This is a genomic window from Brachybacterium sp. GCM10030268, assembly GCF_042666305.1.
Taxonomy (GTDB): Bacteria; Actinomycetota; Actinomycetes; order Actinomycetales; family Dermabacteraceae; genus Brachybacterium.
The window spans coordinates 285,164-301,328 of record NZ_JBHTCW010000002.1; the positions used below are offsets into that span (position 1 = coordinate 285,164).

General features: G+C 71.5%; 15 protein-coding genes and 1 riboswitch. Of the genes, 2 read left to right on the top strand and 13 right to left on the bottom strand.

Annotated features, from left to right (window positions below; all coding sequences use genetic code 11):
* Positions 1-105 precede the first annotated feature (105 nt).
* A complete protein-coding gene (locus ACFQRD_RS04295; protein WP_377017022.1) occupies positions 106-456 on the top strand; it encodes an RNA polymerase-binding protein RbpA in 351 nt (116 codons plus the stop codon).
* A gap of 225 nt (positions 457-681) precedes the next feature.
* On the opposite strand, the gene ACFQRD_RS04300 is transcribed toward ACFQRD_RS04295, so the two are convergent.
* From ACFQRD_RS04300 to ACFQRD_RS04340, 9 genes are all read right to left on the bottom strand, one after another.
* Positions 682-1,266, bottom strand: a complete 585-nt coding sequence (locus ACFQRD_RS04300; protein ID WP_377017020.1) for an FxsA family protein — start codon at positions 1,264-1,266, stop codon at positions 682-684.
* Positions 1,267-1,315: 49 nt separating this feature from the next.
* Complete coding sequence (locus tag ACFQRD_RS04305; protein WP_377793929.1) at positions 1,316-2,098, bottom strand: polyprenol monophosphomannose synthase; 783 nt, start codon at positions 2,096-2,098, stop codon at positions 1,316-1,318.
* Positions 2,095-3,750 carry an apolipoprotein N-acyltransferase gene (gene lnt / locus ACFQRD_RS04310; RefSeq protein WP_377793930.1) on the bottom strand — a complete coding sequence of 552 codons (1,656 nt, stop codon included), beginning with the start codon at positions 3,748-3,750 and terminating at the stop codon, positions 2,095-2,097. The genes ACFQRD_RS04305 and lnt overlap by 4 nt, the downstream gene beginning before the upstream one ends.
* On the bottom strand, positions 3,747-4,550 hold the full coding sequence (locus tag ACFQRD_RS04315) for a hypothetical protein (protein WP_377793931.1): 804 nt from the start codon (positions 4,548-4,550) through the stop codon (positions 3,747-3,749). Before ACFQRD_RS04315 ends, lnt begins: the two co-directional genes overlap by 4 nt.
* Positions 4,547-7,681: a DEAD/DEAH box helicase gene (locus ACFQRD_RS04320; protein ID WP_377793932.1), complete on the bottom strand. Its 3,135-nt coding sequence runs from the start codon at positions 7,679-7,681 to the stop codon at positions 4,547-4,549. The genes ACFQRD_RS04315 and ACFQRD_RS04320 overlap by 4 nt, the downstream gene beginning before the upstream one ends.
* The gene (locus tag ACFQRD_RS04325; RefSeq protein WP_377017010.1) at positions 7,678-8,646 is read right to left on the bottom strand and encodes a diacylglycerol/lipid kinase family protein; all 969 of its coding nucleotides are present in this window, start codon (positions 8,644-8,646) and stop codon (positions 7,678-7,680) included. Before ACFQRD_RS04325 ends, ACFQRD_RS04320 begins: the two co-directional genes overlap by 4 nt.
* Positions 8,643-9,467: a twin-arginine translocase subunit TatC gene (gene tatC / locus ACFQRD_RS04330; protein ID WP_377017008.1), complete on the bottom strand. Its 825-nt coding sequence runs from the start codon at positions 9,465-9,467 to the stop codon at positions 8,643-8,645. Before tatC ends, ACFQRD_RS04325 begins: the two co-directional genes overlap by 4 nt.
* Positions 9,468-9,611: 144 nt before the next feature.
* Positions 9,612-9,956, bottom strand: a complete 345-nt coding sequence (gene tatA / locus ACFQRD_RS04335; protein ID WP_377017006.1) for a Sec-independent protein translocase subunit TatA — start codon at positions 9,954-9,956, stop codon at positions 9,612-9,614.
* 116 nt (positions 9,957-10,072) lie between these two features.
* Complete coding sequence (locus ACFQRD_RS04340; RefSeq protein WP_377803513.1) at positions 10,073-12,112, bottom strand: helix-turn-helix transcriptional regulator; 2,040 nt, start codon at positions 12,110-12,112, stop codon at positions 10,073-10,075.
* Positions 12,113-12,160: 48 nt separating this feature from the next.
* On the opposite strand from ACFQRD_RS04340, the gene ACFQRD_RS04345 reads away from it, so the two are divergent.
* Entirely contained in the window at positions 12,161-13,288 is a 1,128-nt protein-coding gene (locus tag ACFQRD_RS04345; protein WP_377017002.1) for a DUF3866 family protein, read from the top strand.
* A 141-nt stretch (positions 13,289-13,429) separates the two neighbouring features.
* Here ACFQRD_RS04345 and ACFQRD_RS04350 read toward each other — a convergent pair whose 3' ends face one another.
* The 4 genes from ACFQRD_RS04350 to pnuC all read right to left on the bottom strand — a co-directional run bounded on the left by ACFQRD_RS04350 (position 13,430) and on the right by pnuC (position 15,908).
* Positions 13,430-13,897: a PH domain-containing protein gene (locus ACFQRD_RS04350; RefSeq protein WP_377017001.1), complete on the bottom strand. Its 468-nt coding sequence runs from the start codon at positions 13,895-13,897 to the stop codon at positions 13,430-13,432.
* A 5-nt stretch (positions 13,898-13,902) separates the two neighbouring features.
* Positions 13,903-14,760: an ATP phosphoribosyltransferase gene (gene hisG / locus ACFQRD_RS04355; RefSeq protein WP_377016999.1), complete on the bottom strand. Its 858-nt coding sequence runs from the start codon at positions 14,758-14,760 to the stop codon at positions 13,903-13,905.
* Between the two features lie 144 nt (positions 14,761-14,904).
* Entirely contained in the window at positions 14,905-15,168 is a 264-nt protein-coding gene (locus ACFQRD_RS04360) for a phosphoribosyl-ATP diphosphatase (protein WP_377017272.1), read from the bottom strand.
* Positions 15,169-15,203: 35 nt separating this feature from the next.
* Entirely contained in the window at positions 15,204-15,908 is a 705-nt protein-coding gene (pnuC, locus tag ACFQRD_RS04365; RefSeq protein ID WP_377793936.1) for a nicotinamide riboside transporter PnuC, read from the bottom strand.
* Positions 15,909-16,000: 92 nt separating this feature from the next.
* A riboswitch (FMN riboswitch) is annotated at positions 16,001-16,118 on the bottom strand.
* Positions 16,119-16,165 lie beyond the last annotated feature (47 nt).

Genomic DNA, 16,165 nt, shown 5'->3' on the forward strand with positions numbered 1-16,165 from the left:
CGTGCCGGTCGGGAACAATCCCGGCCCCCGGGGCGTTGACCCCTTCAGACCTCCCGGGCGGCACTCCGCCCGAACCACCATCCCCCGGCAGGAAGCGAGAACCGCATGAACAGCCGCAGCCTGCGAGGCACCCGACTGGGCTCCCTCTCCATGGAGACCGACGAGGGCGTCCTCGCCGCACCGCGCCAGGAGGCGATCTACGACTGCCCCAACGGCCACACGATCGTGCTCCCGTTCTCGGTCGAGGCCGATGTGCCCGGCGCGTGGGAGTGCCGTTGCGGCGCTTCGGCCGTGCTCCGTGACCACGACAAGCCCGAGGCGAAGCCCGGCAAGCCCGTGCGCACCCACTGGGACATGCTCCTGGAGCGTCGCAGCGAGGAGGAGCTCCAGGTCCTCCTGGACCAGCGCCTGGAGCTGCTGCGTGCCGGCAAGCTCCACCAGCGCCGCAACCTCTGAGGGTCCCAGGCCCGTCCGATACGCCCCTGCGCCCCCGTCCCGCCGATCGGCGGGGCGGGGGCGCAGGCATACGGTTCCGGGTGGCGGGCCCGAGCCGACAGTGCGCTGGCCGACCCGAGGCGGCGGTGTGCTGGCCGACCCGAGGCGGCAGTGTGCTGGGTGGCCGGCTCGACCCGCCAGGGTGCAGGGCTCGCCGACGCCGCATGGGCGCGCGAACCGCCGAATTCAGTCCTGGGTGATCGTGGGCGGCGGACCGTCACGGCGGGTGGCCGGATCGCCCGCGCCCGCGCCGTGCGCGGTGTTCCGTGAGGAGCGCTCCGTCTTCTCGGCCTCGAGGATGATCTCCCCGTCGATCACGCCGTTGCCGGTGCGCCGGTAGAGGACTCTGCGAGCTCCGTCGGAGCCGCTGCCCAGACCCATCGCCTTGACCGACCGGCGCTGGACAGGCGTGAACAGCAGCACGATTCCCAGCAGATCGGTGAGGATGCCGGGGAAGAAGAAGAACAGGGCCGCGAGCATCGTGAAGGCAGGACGCGAGAGGTGGTCCTGGACGTCTCCCCGGCCGCGCACAGCGCGCACCAGGGACCGCAGCCGCACGGCCGACTGCTGGCCGGCGGCCACGAGCAGGGCGACGGCGATGACCCAGCCCACGGCGATGATCAGCACCGACCACCACAGGCTCGAGTTGACCCCGATCAGGACGAGGATGGCGAGCTCGGCAAGGCCCAGTACCACGATCGCGATCGGCAGCAGCGTACCCAGCCACGACCGCGAGGTCTTCCGCGGCGACGTACTCGATGGAGTGCTCACGCGGTTTCCCTTCCTTCGTCCCATCCGGCGTCCGCCGGAGAGATCCAGGCTAGCGCAGGCGTCCGAATAGCTGCTGGGTGCGCCGTGACAGCCCCCAGAGCGTGACCAGCACCAGAGCCTCCCGGACGATGCGCGGCGACATCTTGCTCGCGCCCTCCATCCGCTCGTCGAAATCGATGGGCACCTCGCAGATCACCGCCCTCTCGTCCCGGGCCCGCCGGGTCATGTCCACCTGGAAGCAGTACCCCTGCGAGGCGATGCGCCCCGCCACGATCCGCTCGAGCAGCTCTGCACGGAAGACCCGGAAACCGGCGGTCGCGTCGTGCACGCCCAGTCCCATCAGCACCCGGACGTAGCGGTTCGCTCCCCGCGAGAGCAGGAGGCGGGTCAGCGGCCAGTCATGGACGCGGCCCCCCGGTACCCAGCGGGACCCGATGGCGAGATCCGCGCCCCGGCGCACGGCCTCCAGCAGCGACGGAAGCTGTTCGGGCCGGTGGGAGGCGTCGGCGTCCATCTCCACCAGCTGCTGATAGCCGCGCTCCAGCCCCCACCGGAAGCCTGCGAGATAGGCGGGGCCGAGTCCCTCCTTGCCCGCTCGGTGGAGCACGTGGACGTGGTCGTCCTCGCGAGCGACGGCGTCGGCCCATTCGCCCGTGCCGTCCGGGGACGAGTCATCGACCACCAGCACATGGGCCGCGGGCACCGCCTCCCGCAGCCGCGCCAGCGTGCCTGGCAGCGCCGTGCGCTCGTCGTAGGTGGGGATCACGACGAGGGTGGGCGGCAGCGGTGCGGTCGATGGCCGCGGGCCCGGATCCGACCCGCGCGGGCTCATCCGTCCCTCCCGCGCCGGCTCCCGCCGCGGCCGCGCGACGGCCCCAGCGCCCGCCGACGGCTCGTGAGCGCGGCGAGGAACCCGGCCGCGCCGAGGGCGGAGATCCCGATGGCTATCCACGGGCCCGCCGCCACGGCGGGGGTGATGCCCGTGCGCAGCGGGACATCAGCGACCACGGAGCCCTGGTCCCAGTGGTCGACGAAGTCGAGCCGGCGGCCCTCCGGCGTGTAGATCGCCGAGTGGCCGACGGTCGAGACGTGGACGACGCTGCGGCCGGAGACGACAGCCATGACCTTCGCCTCGGCGAGCTGCTGTATCGCTTCGTGGGAATCGCCGAACAGGGCGTTGTTGGACTGGACCACGATGACCTCGGCGCCGTCCCGGACGACGTCCCGGACCAGGCCGTCGTAGGCGATCTCGAAGCAGATCAGGACGCCGGCGGTGTCCTGCCCCTGACCGAGGGCCGCCAGGTCCATCGTGCCGACCTCCTCCCCCGGGATCATGTCGCGGGAGACCAGGTTGACCTTGTCGCTGAAGGTCCGGAAGAAGTCGCGGTACGGGATGTACTCCCCGAAGGGGACCGGATGGCGCTTGGAGTACACGTAGGGCGAGGAGCCGTCGGGCGTGTAGAGCACCGACTGGTTCAGGCGCTCGGTCTCGCCGACGGCCGTCTGGGTACCGATGAGGATGGGGGCGTCCGCGGCCGCCGAGGCCTCGGTGAGCTGCTGGGCCAGCGACGGATCCTGCCGCGGGTCGTAGCCGGTGGAGTCCTCGGGCCACACGAGGAGATCGAGCTCGTTCCCGGAGGCCTCCGCCTGGTCGATGGTGTCCTGCGTGACCGAGAGGTGGTTGTCGAAGACGTCCTCCGGCATCGCCAGCGTGGCCGGGTCGATCCGGTCCATCGACCCCTGGATGCCGCCGATCGCCATCGTCGGGCGGTCCGCAGGGGCACGGTTGACGGGGAACGGGACCACCACGGTCGAGAGGATGGCGGCGACGGCGACCGCGAGCGGCCACACGCCGGAGAATCCGACCAGCCCCCGGTGCCGACGTCCCGTCAGCGACAGCGCACCGTGCAGCACCATCTGTCCCAGCAGGGCGACGGTGAAGGCGAGCCCGGGCACCCCGATCCAGGGCCCCAGGTTCAGCAGCGGCGAGTCCTGCAGCGCGAAGGCGCTGGACCCCCACGGAAGTCCTCCCCACGGCACGTGGCTGCGCAGGCCCTCCACGCCCGTCCACAGCGCGGCGACCACGATCGCGGAGGCGACGGTCAGGCCGCGGCGGAGCATCACCGTGCGGGCGAGCAGACCGAAGACGACGATGTAGAGCGCCTCGAAGATGCCCAGTGCGATCCACGGCATGGTGCCCGCGTAGGTGTCCGCCCAGACGGTCAGCGGGATGAAGAAGGCGAGGCCCCAGGCGAACGAGACCAGCGTCGCCACCCAGATCGAACGCACCAGCAGGCCCGCGGACAGCAGCGCGATCGCCACCGGCAGCAGCATCCACATCCCGTAGGGAGGGAAAGCCAGCAGGGCGCAGCCGCCGCCGGCGACGCCGCACACCAGAGCCGCCGGCCACGGCGTGGGGTCGAAGTCGTCGCGAGTGCGCCCCCGGGACGCTGCTGCGGCGGGGGCTCGGGTGGTCGCCGTCATCCCAGGACCTGCTCGAGGCGGTCGTGGACCACGGTGCCACCGACCACCGTGCGCAGGGCGCGGGGCGTTCCCTGGTCCAGGTCCGGCAGCAGCGGGGTGCGCGAGCGCGGGTCCGTGGACCAGGTCTCGACGCGCTCGGCGCGCGACTGCACCGTGAGGTCCCACGGCTCCCAGAGGACGAACGTGGCCTCGATCCCGGTCTGCAGGGATCCGGGATGCCGGCGGCCGGCGACGCGCTGCCCGCCGCGGGTGGCGGCGAGGAAGGCGGCGCGGTCACTGATGCGCTGGGCGGTCGGGCTGTGGCGGGCGGCGGCTCGGACCCAGTCCCAGGGGTCGGCGGCATCGCTGCGTCCCGCGGAGCCGAAGGCCAGTGGGACGCCCGCAGCCAGCAGGTCGAGGTAGTCGGCGCTCTCGGCGACCGGGGCGATGACGCGCACCCCGTCCCGCTCCCCCGTGGGACCGGGCAGGCGCAGCACGATCCCTCGTGCAGCGGCCTCGGCGTCCCCGGTGGGATCCGGCGCCGTGCCGTCCGAGGTCGCCGCGGCGTCGACGAACCCCGGGGTGACCAGACAGCCCGTCGCGTCCACCACGTCGGCGCCGTCGTGGATCCGGCGCGCCGTGTCCTCCGGGCCCGTCCACGCGATCAGTCCGTCCGCCACCAGCATCGCGGCGGCCTCGGGATCCTGGGCGCTGTAGAGGACGATCCCGGTGTAGAGCACGGGAGCGGCACGGTCGGTCGCGGTGCGGTCGTTCTCGGTCACGCGCTCCAGGGTCTCGTGCGCACCTGGGAGAACGCTCATCGATCGATCTCCTGGGCGACCAGCCCGCGTCGCACTCCCTGGATGGCGGCACGCGCGATCGCTCCGAGGCGCTCGTCGGCGGTGAGCTGGTCGAGCAGATCGATGACCTGCCGGCAATGGCGCACGAAGTCCCCGGGAGGCAGATCGCTGCCGTCCAGGGCGGCCGCGAGATGCGCCCCGCGGGCCCATCGGTGCACGATCGCCGCGACCGCCGGATCCGGCGGCGGGGTGGGATCGATGCCGTGGCGCGACTCCGCGCTCTGGAGCTCGGCCGCGATCCGGGCGGAGGCCGCCAGCGCGGCGTCGACCGCGGGATCGTCGATGACCTCCGGGGCCCGGTCGTCCCGGCGGGCCTCATGCACCGCGGCGGAGACCACTGCAGCCAGACCGGCGGGGTCCAGCCCGGTCCAGGCCCCGTGCTCCAGGCATTCCGCGATCAGGAGGTCACGGTCGCTGAACAGCCGCCGCAGCCGCAGCCCACTGGTCGTCGGCCGCAGCGTCTCCTCCCGCGTCTGCCCGAACTCACCGGACTGGTGCGCGTCCCCGCGGTCCGGGGGACTGTCCGCGGCCTCGGGGTGTGCTGGATCGTCGCGGTCCTCCGTCCCGTCCGCGCCCTCGCTCGTCCGTGCCAGGTAGCCCAGCTCGACCAGCAGATCGGCCAGGCGATCGAACTGGCGGGCCAGGGAGCTGGTGCGGCCCTGGATGCGCCGCTGGACGCCCTCGAGGTCGGTGCGGGCCTTCCGCCAGCGACCCACCCAGCGCAGGTGCGAGGCGAGATCCGGGCAGTCGCCGCAGGGGTGCGCGGCCAGCTCCTCCCGCAGCCGGAGCAGGGTCTCATCGGTCGCGGCGGTGGACGGCGGGCGCTCGGCCCGCCGGCGCACTTCCCGGCGGGCGTCATCATCGTGCCCGGCCAGACGCTGACGCAGAGCCGCGGCGGTGTCCTTGCGGACCTTGCCGCTGCCGAGCGCCTCGGGACGGGGCAGACGCAAGCTGTCGATAACCGCCGGCGGGGACTTCACGTCTCCCGGGCGCAGGCTGCGGCGGCGGCCCTCGGTGTCCAGCAGATCGATCTGCGGCCCCCCGAGCACGGAGCGGTCCACGTCCAGGACCACGCCGTAGCCGCGGCGCTTGCCGCCGGGCAGCGCGATGATCTCGCCCCGGCGCAGCCCGCCGAGCACCGAGCGGGTACGGTCCTGCTGCGCCGCGGATCGGGCGCGGGAGAGGGACTTCTCCCGCTCGGCGATGCGCTCCTGGATGCTCGCGTACTCGAGCAGATCGCCGTGATCGCAGGTGATGGCCTCCCGATACGACTCGGCGGTGTCCTCGAGCTCGCGGGCGCGGCGGGCGAGCCCGACCACGGAACGGTCGGCCTGGAACTGGGCGAAGCTCATCTCGAGGCTCTCGCGGGCCCGGGAGAGATCGAACCGGTCCAGCAGGTTGACCGCCATGTTCGGGGTGGGGCGGAACGCGGAGTGCAGCGGGTAGGTGCGCCGTGAGGCCAGGGAGCCGACGGCATCCGCGTCGAACCCGGGTCCGGCGACCACGATGGCGTGGCCCTCGGTGTCGATACCGCGACGGCCGGCACGGCCGGTCAGCTGCGTGTACTCCCCCGGTGTCAGATCGGCGTGCTCGACGCCGTTGAACTTCACCAGCTTCTCAAGGACGACGGAGCGGGCGGGCATGTTGATGCCCAGCGCCAGGGTCTCGGTGGCGAAGACGACCTTGACCAGGCCGCGCGCGAACAGCTCCTCGACCACGGTCTTCAGCAGGGGCAGGATCCCGGCATGATGGGCGGCGTAGCCATCCAGGACGGCGCGCCGGAACGCAGCGATCCCCAGGACCTCCTCGTCCTCGACCCCGATCCCCTCGAGCCGCTCATCGAGGACGGCGCGGATCTCGCGGCGCTCCTCGTCGTCGGTCAGCCGCAGCCGGGCCCTCGCGCACTGCTGGACCGCGCCCTCGCAGCCCGCGCGGGAGAAGATGAACAGGATCGCCGGCAGCAGTGCGGCGTCGTCGAGCAGGCTGATGATCTCGGGGCGTCGCAGCGGACGCGGGATGCCGCCGTACCCGCGATCAGCGCCACCTGCGCTGTCGCGTCCGCCGCGGTTGCCTTCGCGTCCGCCGCCTCGGGGGCCGCCGCGATCGCCGCGGCCGCCGCGCTTGTGCGGGGGCCGGTGCTGACCGGACCCGCGGGGACGATGCCTCCCGCGCGTGCCCTTGCGTCCGCTCGGTGATCGGCCGCGGCCGCCTCCGGAGCGTTCGTCCACCGGCAGCGAGAACGAGGTGACGCGCTCGATCTCCGGGTTCACCTGGCGCTGCCCGCGAGCGCCGGGACCGTGGGAGACGACCGGCCTGCCCTCGGAGTCGACGAAGAGGTCCAGCAGTTCGTCACCGATCACCACGTGCTGCCACAGCGGGACGGGCCGGGTCTCGGAGACGACGATCTCGGTGGTGCCGCGGACCTCCTGCAGCCAGGCGCCGAACTCCTCGGCGTTGGAGACCGTGGCTGAGAGGGCGACCAGCTGCACCGAGGGATCGAGGTGGATGATCACCTCTTCCCACACCGGCCCGCGCAGGCGGTCGGCGAGGTAGTGGACCTCGTCCATCACCACGAAGCCCAGATCCTCCAGGAGCGAGGAGTCCGCGTACAGCATGTTGCGCAGCACCTCGGTCGTCATCACCACGACATCGGCGTCGGGCCGGATCGAGGTGTCGCCCGTGAGCAGCCCCACCCGCTCGTGGCCGAGCCAGTCGACCAGCTCGCCGAACTTCTGGTTCGACAGCGCCTTGATCGGAGCGGTGTAGAACACCTTGCGCCCGCGGGCGATCGCGAGGTGCACGGCGAACTCGCCGACGACGGTCTTGCCGGCGCCGGTCGGAGCGGCCACCAGCACAGAGCTGCCATCCTCCAGGACCCGGCAGCCCTCTAGCTGGAAGTCGTCGAGGTCGAAGGGGTACCGGCGGGTGAAAGCACCGAGTTCGGAGGCGGCGAGCCTCTTCTCGGCCGCCCACCTCGCGTACTGCTCCGATGGCGAGGGCTGCTGCGACGGCGTGGGCGCGCCGGCCGGAGCCGGTGCCCCGTCCTGCGGAGCCGGTGAACTCGGGCTGTGGGGCTGATTCGGTGAGGTCACGAGATTCCTTCGCCGGTGCTCGCCTCCCCGGCGCGCGAGGCCGAGAGGTCGGCGAGCAGTCGCACGGCACCGGGCAGCACCCGGGCCGTGATGGGCAGCAGGGAGCGGGGCTCACCGTCGGCATAGGCGCGCAGCGCGCGCCCATGGCGGAGCCCGATCGTCACGTCGCGGACCGGGCGGATCCCCACCCCGTCGAGCGACGTGTGGGTGCCCCGGAAGACGCGGGGGAAGAAGCGCAGGAGATCGGCGCGGCCGAGTCCCTCGATGGTGAGCAGCTCCAGGGACCCGTCGTCGACGCGGGCCTCGGGCACCATCTGCATCCCCCCACCGTAGACGCCCGTGTTGCAGAGCGTGAGGACGGTGGCATCCAGAGCCGTGCGCTCGCCTCCGTCGACCTCGAGCCAGTACGGGAACGGCTTGAACGCGGAGAACTCGCGCATCACGGCCGTGGTGTACCGCACGGTGTGCCCGCGCTTGGAACCGTTGGCCCGCGCGTTGACCAGGGCGTCGAAACCGAGGTTGACGTTGCCCAGAGCCAGCGAGCGATGCGGCAGCGCGTGCTCCCCGGCGGCGACGATCTCGATCGCGTCGATCGCGACCACCGGCCGGGACAGGGCGTGCAGCAGCGCTCGCGTGGACTCCTCGGGATCATTGGCAGGCAGCCCCAGCGCGCGGGCGAAGTCGTTCCCGCTCCCGGCGGGGACGATGCCGAGCCGTACCGGGCTGCCGGCGACGATCTCCGCACCCAGGGAGACGGTGCCGTCACCTCCGACGACCACGAGCGCCGTGAGAGTGTCCCGAACTTCCTCAGCGCGAGCCCGGGCCACATGGGCCGAGGGGCCGGAGAGGTCGACGACCGAGATACCGGCCAGGCGCAGCAGGTGGCCGACCTGCCGTCCCACCCGATGTGCCGCGCCGCGGGCCGCAGTCGGGTTCGAGAGCAGCCCCACCCGGAGTCTGCTCACCGGCCGTCCGCATCATCGAGGTCCGAGGGGCCGTCGATCGGCTCCACCTCATCATCGAGGCGGCTGGCTTCGTCGTCGGCGAGATCCTCGTCCCCGCTGCGCTTGTCCTGGCGGCGGTCGTGGAGGATCGCGATGGCCACAGCACCGAAGAACAGGCTCGCGATCGCGAGCGACATCGCGATCAGTGTGAACGGCTCCGGTGTCGGCACCATGACCGCCGTGAAGCCGAAGCTGAGGAAGATCACCCAGCGCCAGGCCTTGAGCATGGTGCGTCCCCGGAGGATGCCGAGGAAGTTCAGCAGCACCAGCACCACCGGCATCACGAAGGCGATGCCGAAGGCGAGCATGGTCTTGACGAGCATGGCCAGGTACTCGTCGTACTTGATCAGCTGCTGGACTTCTTCTGAGTCGGGCGTGAAGCTGAGCAGGACGGGAACCAGCTGGTTCACGGCCCAGTAGCCGGCGACGCAGCCCAGGAAGAACAGCGGGACCGCGGCCCCGAAGAACCCCATGGCATAGCGGCGCTCGTTCTTGTGCAGGCCCGGCATGACGAACAGCCAGGCCTGGAGCATGATGATCGGTGAGGACAGCAGCAGGCCCGTGTAGGCGGACATCTGCAGACGGACGTTCAATCCCGTGCCCACGCCCTGGAAGTTCAGCTCAGCCTGCATGCCTTGGGCGGCGGCGAGCACGAAGGGCCGTTTCAGCGCTTCGAAGACCCAGGGGAAGACGAACCAGCCGACGATCGAGAGGATCAGGACGGCGACAGCGCTGATCACGAGGCGATTGCGCAGTTCGACCAGATGCTCCCCCAGGGACATCCGTCCTTCGGGATCCTTGGACCGCCGCGCCGCCGTCCGCCCACGTCCCTGCGTATCACTCGCCACGGGTCTGCTTCCTCCCAGCATTCTGGGTCCGGGCGATCACTCGCCCGGACCCGTCAACGTCGTTCAGCGACGAGGTGCTCAGTCGCGACGGTAGGAGTCGTCGTCCTCACGTGCGCGGACGGGCTCGCGATCGGCGCGCTCGGCCTCGTCGCGCGGATCGTACTCGCGGTCCTCGCGCGGACGGCGCTCCTCGCGCTCGCGATCGGCCCGGGAGGAGGCGGTGCGGCGGTCGACGACCTCGTCCTCGTCCTCATCCTCGGCCTTGCCGCGCTCGTCCCCGCGCAGCTCCTCCACCTCGCTCTTGAAGATGCGCATGGACTTGCCCATGTTGCGTGCCAGTCCGGGCAGCTTGTTGGCACCGAACAGAAGGATCACCAGCACGACCAGCAGGATGATCGCCCAGGGATTGCGAAATAGGTTCATGGAATTCCCTTTCAACTGCGCCGCGATGTCGCACGGGCGCACCCATCATCCCACAGCGGACTGGGCACTCGACGAGCCGCTCCGGGGCGGCCCGGCCCACCGCGCGGCGGGTCATCTCAGACTAGCGGCTGCGGCTCGTGGTGGCGGCCGGCTGCGGCCTGCGCCACGGTCACGATCGTGTCTCTCAGATCACGTGGCGAGAGGACCTCCACCGCGCCGGCGGATTCGAGGACGGCGTCGACCAGCGCGGCCCGGACCGGGCGGTCCAGGCGGGCGAAGGTGACGTCGTCCTGTCCGTCGCGCAGCTCGGCGGCATCGAACGACTCGGCCACCCAGCGTCCCGGTGGGTCCAGGCGCACCCAGACCTCCCCGTCCACGCGCCCCTCGAGCGCAGGGCCGGTGCTCGGTTCGGCACGCTGCGGCGGGGTCCCGTCCGGCAGGACCTCCACGATGCGGTCCAGACGGAATCGGCGCTCCCCGCCGGCGAGCTCGCACTCGGCGAGCAGATAGGAGCGGGCACCGTCGGTCTCGATCCGCAGCGGTCGGACGCGCCGCACGCTGGTCCCCGCGCGGTCGGCCGAGGAATAGCGGATGGTCAGGCGGCTCTCCTGGGAGTCCTCGTCCGCGCGCAGCGCGTGGTGGACGGCGGCGAGCACCGTCTCCGCCCGGTCGGCGGTGCGCGAGGCCATCTCGTCGGACGCGGCGGCGTCGGCCAGTTCGGCGCGGGTCGGCGGCGCCTCGGAGCCGCGCGCGGTCCCGTCGGCGTCGATAGCCCCGGCGTCGGGCACCTCCCCGAGGCCGGCGAGCAGCTTCCGGCGGGCGCCGGCGACGATGCTCTCCGCCTGCCCGGCCGACGGTTCGAGGGCGGCGAGGCCTGCCAGCAGTGCCGTGACCTCGACGGCGCTGAGGCGCAGAGCGCGGCGCAGCGGCTCCGCGTTGCGGACGCGGACGGTGCCGTGCTCCCACTCCGCCTCGATGAGGTCCTCCCAGCCGGTGCCCATGTCGCCGCAGACGAACAGCACCTGCAGATCGGTGACCAGCTGCTTCTCCGTGATGCCGAGGGCATCGGCGAGCTCACCGAGGTCGGCCTCCCCGCGGGACATCACATAGGACGCCTCGGAGATCAGCCGGGAGAGCAGATCGTTCCCGGTCGGAGTGGTCCGGATGCGCGGAGCGGGCCGCACGGTCGCGGCGTCGACGGCCGCCGTATCGGGCTCACCCGAATGCGTCTCGGCGATGGCCGAGAGGACTTCGCCCAGTTCGCGGCGCCAGGCGCTGGGCTCGACCAGCTCGACCCAGCGCACATCGCCGAGGACCAGCCTGCGCGCCGCCGGGCGGGGCAGGGAGGGCAGCTCGACGCGCTCCTCGTCCAGGGCCGCTCCGGCACGGTCACGGAGGTCGAGGGCCTTGTACGGGGCCGCGTCCAGCACGGCGACGGACTGATCGTCACTGTCGTGCATCTTCTCGAGCACGCTGGAGAGGTCCGTGTGCTCGGGCCGGGGCTGCGTGGCCGGGGCGCCCTGCGCCGGGAAGGACTCGATGCGGGAGGCACGGAACACCCGCGGGGCGGCGCGGTCGAGATCCCAGCCGTGGACATACCAGTGGCCATCGTGGACACCCACCACCCATGGCTCGACGGTGCGCTCTGCCGGGGCACCATGTGTGCCGCGATAGACGAATCGCACCGAGCGGGCCGAGGTCACGGCCTCCAACAGCGGTGTGAGCACCGGGAGCGACTCCACTGCGCCGCGCGGGGTGCGTCGCAGCAGATCGGGGTCCGCGTCGTGTCCGAGGCTGAGCAGCTTGGAGCGGACCCGGCGCGCGGCTCCGCCGGCGGCGGCATCGTCCCAGGCACGGCTCGCGGCCAGCAGCACCGTGTACTCCTCGGTGGTGAGGTCGAGGACGGCTCCGGACTCCGCGGCGTCGATCCGGTAGTAGACGGTGTTCTCGTCGAACAGGTCACGGTCGGTCACCAGCGGCAGACCGAGGTCGAGGATCGCCGCCTTGTCGCGCTCGAACATGCGCTCGGCGGCCTGCTCCGACGGGGCCTGGGCGTAATCGGGGATGACGGCGAACAGCTTCGCGCGATCGATGCGCCGGCGGGAGCCGATCGTCATGATCACGTTGAGCATTCTTTCCACACTCTTGGCAGCCACCTGCACAGACTAACCGTCCCCTGGCGCGCGCGGCCCTAAGCTGGGCCCATGCTGCGTTGGGAACGAGGAACGGTGACCGGGGTCCGAACGTCCTGGCACGGGGTCGAACGGCTGCACGTCGAGCTCGACGGCGAGGATGATGAGCCCGCAGGCGGTGAGACGGTCGAGGCGATCGCCTATCCGGAGCTGACCGGAACTCCCGCGCGGGGAGAACGCGTACTGCTGAACACCAATGCGCTCCGTCGTGAGCTCGGAACCGGCGGAGATGCCCTGGTGGTGGCGCGCCTCGACGTGCTGCCGACATCGGCGGAACCGGCCGGGCACATGATCAAGGCCCGGTACACACCGACGCAGACCATGGTCGATGCGATCGACGATCCGGACAGCGAGCACTACGAGACGATCCGGGCGGCGCAGGACATCGAGGGCATGCCCGTGGTGGTGGCGGACCTGCACTCGTCCCTGCCCGCGATCCTCGCCGGAATCCGTGCCCAGCGGCACTCGGCGCGCATCGCGTACGTCCACACCGACGGGGCCGCCCTGCCGGCGGCGTACTCGCGCGCCGCGGCAAGGCTCCGCGAGGCCGGGCTGCTCGCGGCGGTGATCAGTACGGGCCAGTCCTTCGGGGGCGACCTCGAGGCCGTCACGGTGCATTCGGCGCTGCTCGGAGCGCGGCACGTGGTCGCGGCCGACGTGGTGATCGCGGTCCAGGGTCCCGGGAATCTCGGTACCGGCACCGGGTGGGGCTTCTCCGGGATCCAGTCCGCCGAGGCGCTGCACGCGACCGCCGTGCTGGGCGGCACCCCCGTCGCCACGCTGCGGGTCTCCGGAGCCGACCCTCGTCGTCGTCATCGGGGACTCTCCCACCACTCCTCCACCGTGTACGGCCGGGCGACGCTGACCCCGGTGCATCTGCCGCTGCTCGAGCGCAAGTATCACAAGTACAACGGTTTTCATGCGTCGGTTCGCGAACAGGTGAAAACGTCGATCATGGAGCCTGCTCGCGCCAGAGGCATCGAGCACCAGCTCGCCGAGGTCGATGCACGAGGTCTGCGGGACGCTCTCGAGGACGTCCCGGTGCGGCTGTCGACGATGGGCCGCTCGCTCGCCGAGGACCCCGAGGCCTTCCGCTATGCGGCGATGGCAGGGCGCTGCGCCGCCTCGCTGATCCCCTAGCCCGAGGGAGCGGATGCCGGGACGCTGTGCGGACGGCACCGGAATCCGAGCCGCTCCCACCGGGGCCGTCCGAACCGGGGTCTTCCGAACCGGGGTCTGCCGGACCGGGGCTCCCGGACCGGTTCCGCAGACGTGGCGCACTCAGCCGACGTCGGGGGCCTCTCCACGTTCGCGCACCAGGTCGCGCAGCCGCCGGGCTGCCGCGATGCCGCGCTCACCGTCGTAGCGCTGGATCGCGTTCAGCGCCAGAGTCGTGCCGTCGGCCAGATCGAGGTGCGCCCACGGATCCCCCACCGGGAACCTGATGGCGAGGATCTCGGCCCAGTCCAGCGTGCGTGCCCGGAAGACGTTGCGCACCTCGAGGGAGTCCGGCCCGGCGATCAGCCGCACCGACGCCTCGAGGTGGCAGAAGAGGAGGATCAGCACGCCCACGGCCACCAGGCCGAGGCGGCCACCGAGCAGGAGACCGGGGATGACGACCGCACCTGCCACTGTCCCGCCGAGCACGACCACTCCCGTGATGTACCCGGCGATACGCACCATCCGCGGCCGGATCACGACGGTCGCCGGCTCCCGGCCGATGGGATGCTCCGGCTCCCTCGGATCCATGGTTCTCAGATACGGCAGGCCTGGATCGCCGTGACCAGGATCGCCCGGGCGCCGACGTCGTAGAGGTCGTCCATCATCCGGTGGGCGGCCTTGCGCTCGACCATCGCCCGCACGGCGTGCCACTCTCCCCCGTGCAGCGGGGAGACCGTCGGCGATTGGAAGCCGGGGGTGATCTGTACGGCCTGCTCCATCAGGGCGGTGGGGATGTCGTAGTCCAGCATCACGTGCTCTCGGGCCACCAGCACTCCGCGGATGCGGCGCTCGAGGACCTCGAGGGAGTGGGCCGCGGTCTCCTCCAGCTCCATCCCGGGCCGGGAGAACAGGACCGCCTGACTGGTCATGATCGGTTCTCCGAAGGGTTCGAGCCCTGCCTGACGCAGCGTCGTGCCGGTCTCGACGACGTCGGCGATCACATCGGCCACGCCCAGACGGATCGAGGACTCGACGGCTCCGTCGAGGTGGACCACCTCGGCGTTGATGCCCCGTTCGGCCAGGTAGTCGCCGACGAGGTTCTCGTAGCTGGTGGCGATCCGGGCGCCCTCCAGGCTCGCCACGTCCTCGCGCGTCCCGATCGGGGCCGCGAAGCGGAACGTGGAGCCGGCGAAGCCGAGCGGCAGGATCTCCTGCGCGGGAGTGCGGGAATCCAGCAGCATGTCCTGGCCGGTGATGCCGACGTCCACGGTGCCGGAGCCGACGTAGACCGCGATGTCCCGGGGGCGCAGATGGAACAGCTCGACGTCGTTGTCCTCGTCGAGGACGACGAGCTCCTTGGCCATGCCGCGGCGGCGGTAGCCGGCCTCCTGCAGCAGATCAGCGGCGGGCTCTGACAGGGCGCCCTTGTTGGGAACAGCGATGCGCAGCACGGATACTCCTTCGCCGCCGCGGGGCGGCGCACGGAACGGGGACGGATGGTGGTCAGGGGTGGAGAGGGGCGATGCTGACGTGCGGGCGAGTTGCGTGGGACCCGGCGACCGCCGGGCCCGACGGTCTCGCCGTCGGATCTCGGATCAGAGCCGGCCGTAGACGTCCTCGAGGGTGATGCCCTTGGCGACCATCATCACCTGCAGGTGGTAGATCAGCTGGCTGATCTCCGTGGCCGCGTCGTCATGGGTCTCATGCTCGCAGGCCATCCATACCTCGGCCGCTTCCTCGACGATCTTCTTGCCGATCCCATGGACCCCCGAGTCCAGTTCGCGGACGGTGCCCGACCCCTCGGGTCGGGTGCGGGCCTTCTCGGTGAGCTCGGCGAACAACGCCTCGAAATCCTTCACGGGGCGTAGCTTACGCGTCATGACGGGGAGGTCGCTCATTCCTGGCGGACCGTCGGATCCAGGTGGGCGGTCTCGACGGTGACCCGTTCGTCGTGCTCGCGCCGGTTGCGCACCCGCCACCAGACGAAGAACCCCGTCAGCGTGAACACGCCGTAGAAGAGGTACATCAGGGCGCTGGCGTAGTAGCCCGCACTGACCAGCAGGGGGACGCCGACGATGTCGACGGCCACCCAGATCAGCCAGAACTCGACCCAGCCCTTGGCCATCCCGAAGGTGGCCAGGAGGCTGCCCACGAAGATCCACGCGTCGGCCCAGACGGGCTCGTAGGAGCCCAGGGCGCGAAAGATCGGGGTGAGCCCGGCGGTGCCGCCGACCATGGCGACGAGCAGGAGGATGCGGGTCCGCCAGGAGGCCCACTCGGGCTCGACGGCGGTGCCGCCCTCGTGCCGAGCCTGCCGCCAGCGGACCCAGCCGTAGATGCTGGTGGCGATGAACATCACCTGGCGGCCGGCCTGGCCGAGCAGATCCACGGTCCCGGCGCTGCCGAACAGGGAGCCCAGGAACACCGTCAGCAGCAGCGCGTTGCCGGCGATGCCGATGGGCCAGGCCCAGACCTTGCGGCGCATGCCACCGAGCGCGCTGAGCAGGCCGAAGAGGTTGCCGAGCACCTCGCGCCAGAGGATGAACTGCCCGCCCGCGAACTCGAGTCGCGCGTCGAAGAGCCACTGCAGAAGATCCATGCCGGTCCTTTCTCCGCCGATGCAGTGGCTCCGGGGGAAAAGGGGTTCCGGCAGGCCGCCGGGAGGCGCCAGGGCGCGCCGGCGACATGCAGGACGTGCGCCTCTCATCCAGGCTGTACTGTCGGTGCCGGAATTCCACCGGCTCCACCGCCGAAGCGGGTCGCGGACTGTCACCGCCGGCTCGGACTTTCACCGACCCCGGAGCACGTCACTGGTCGTGACGGGACAATGCTAGCCGCCTCGCGTCGTGACCCGGC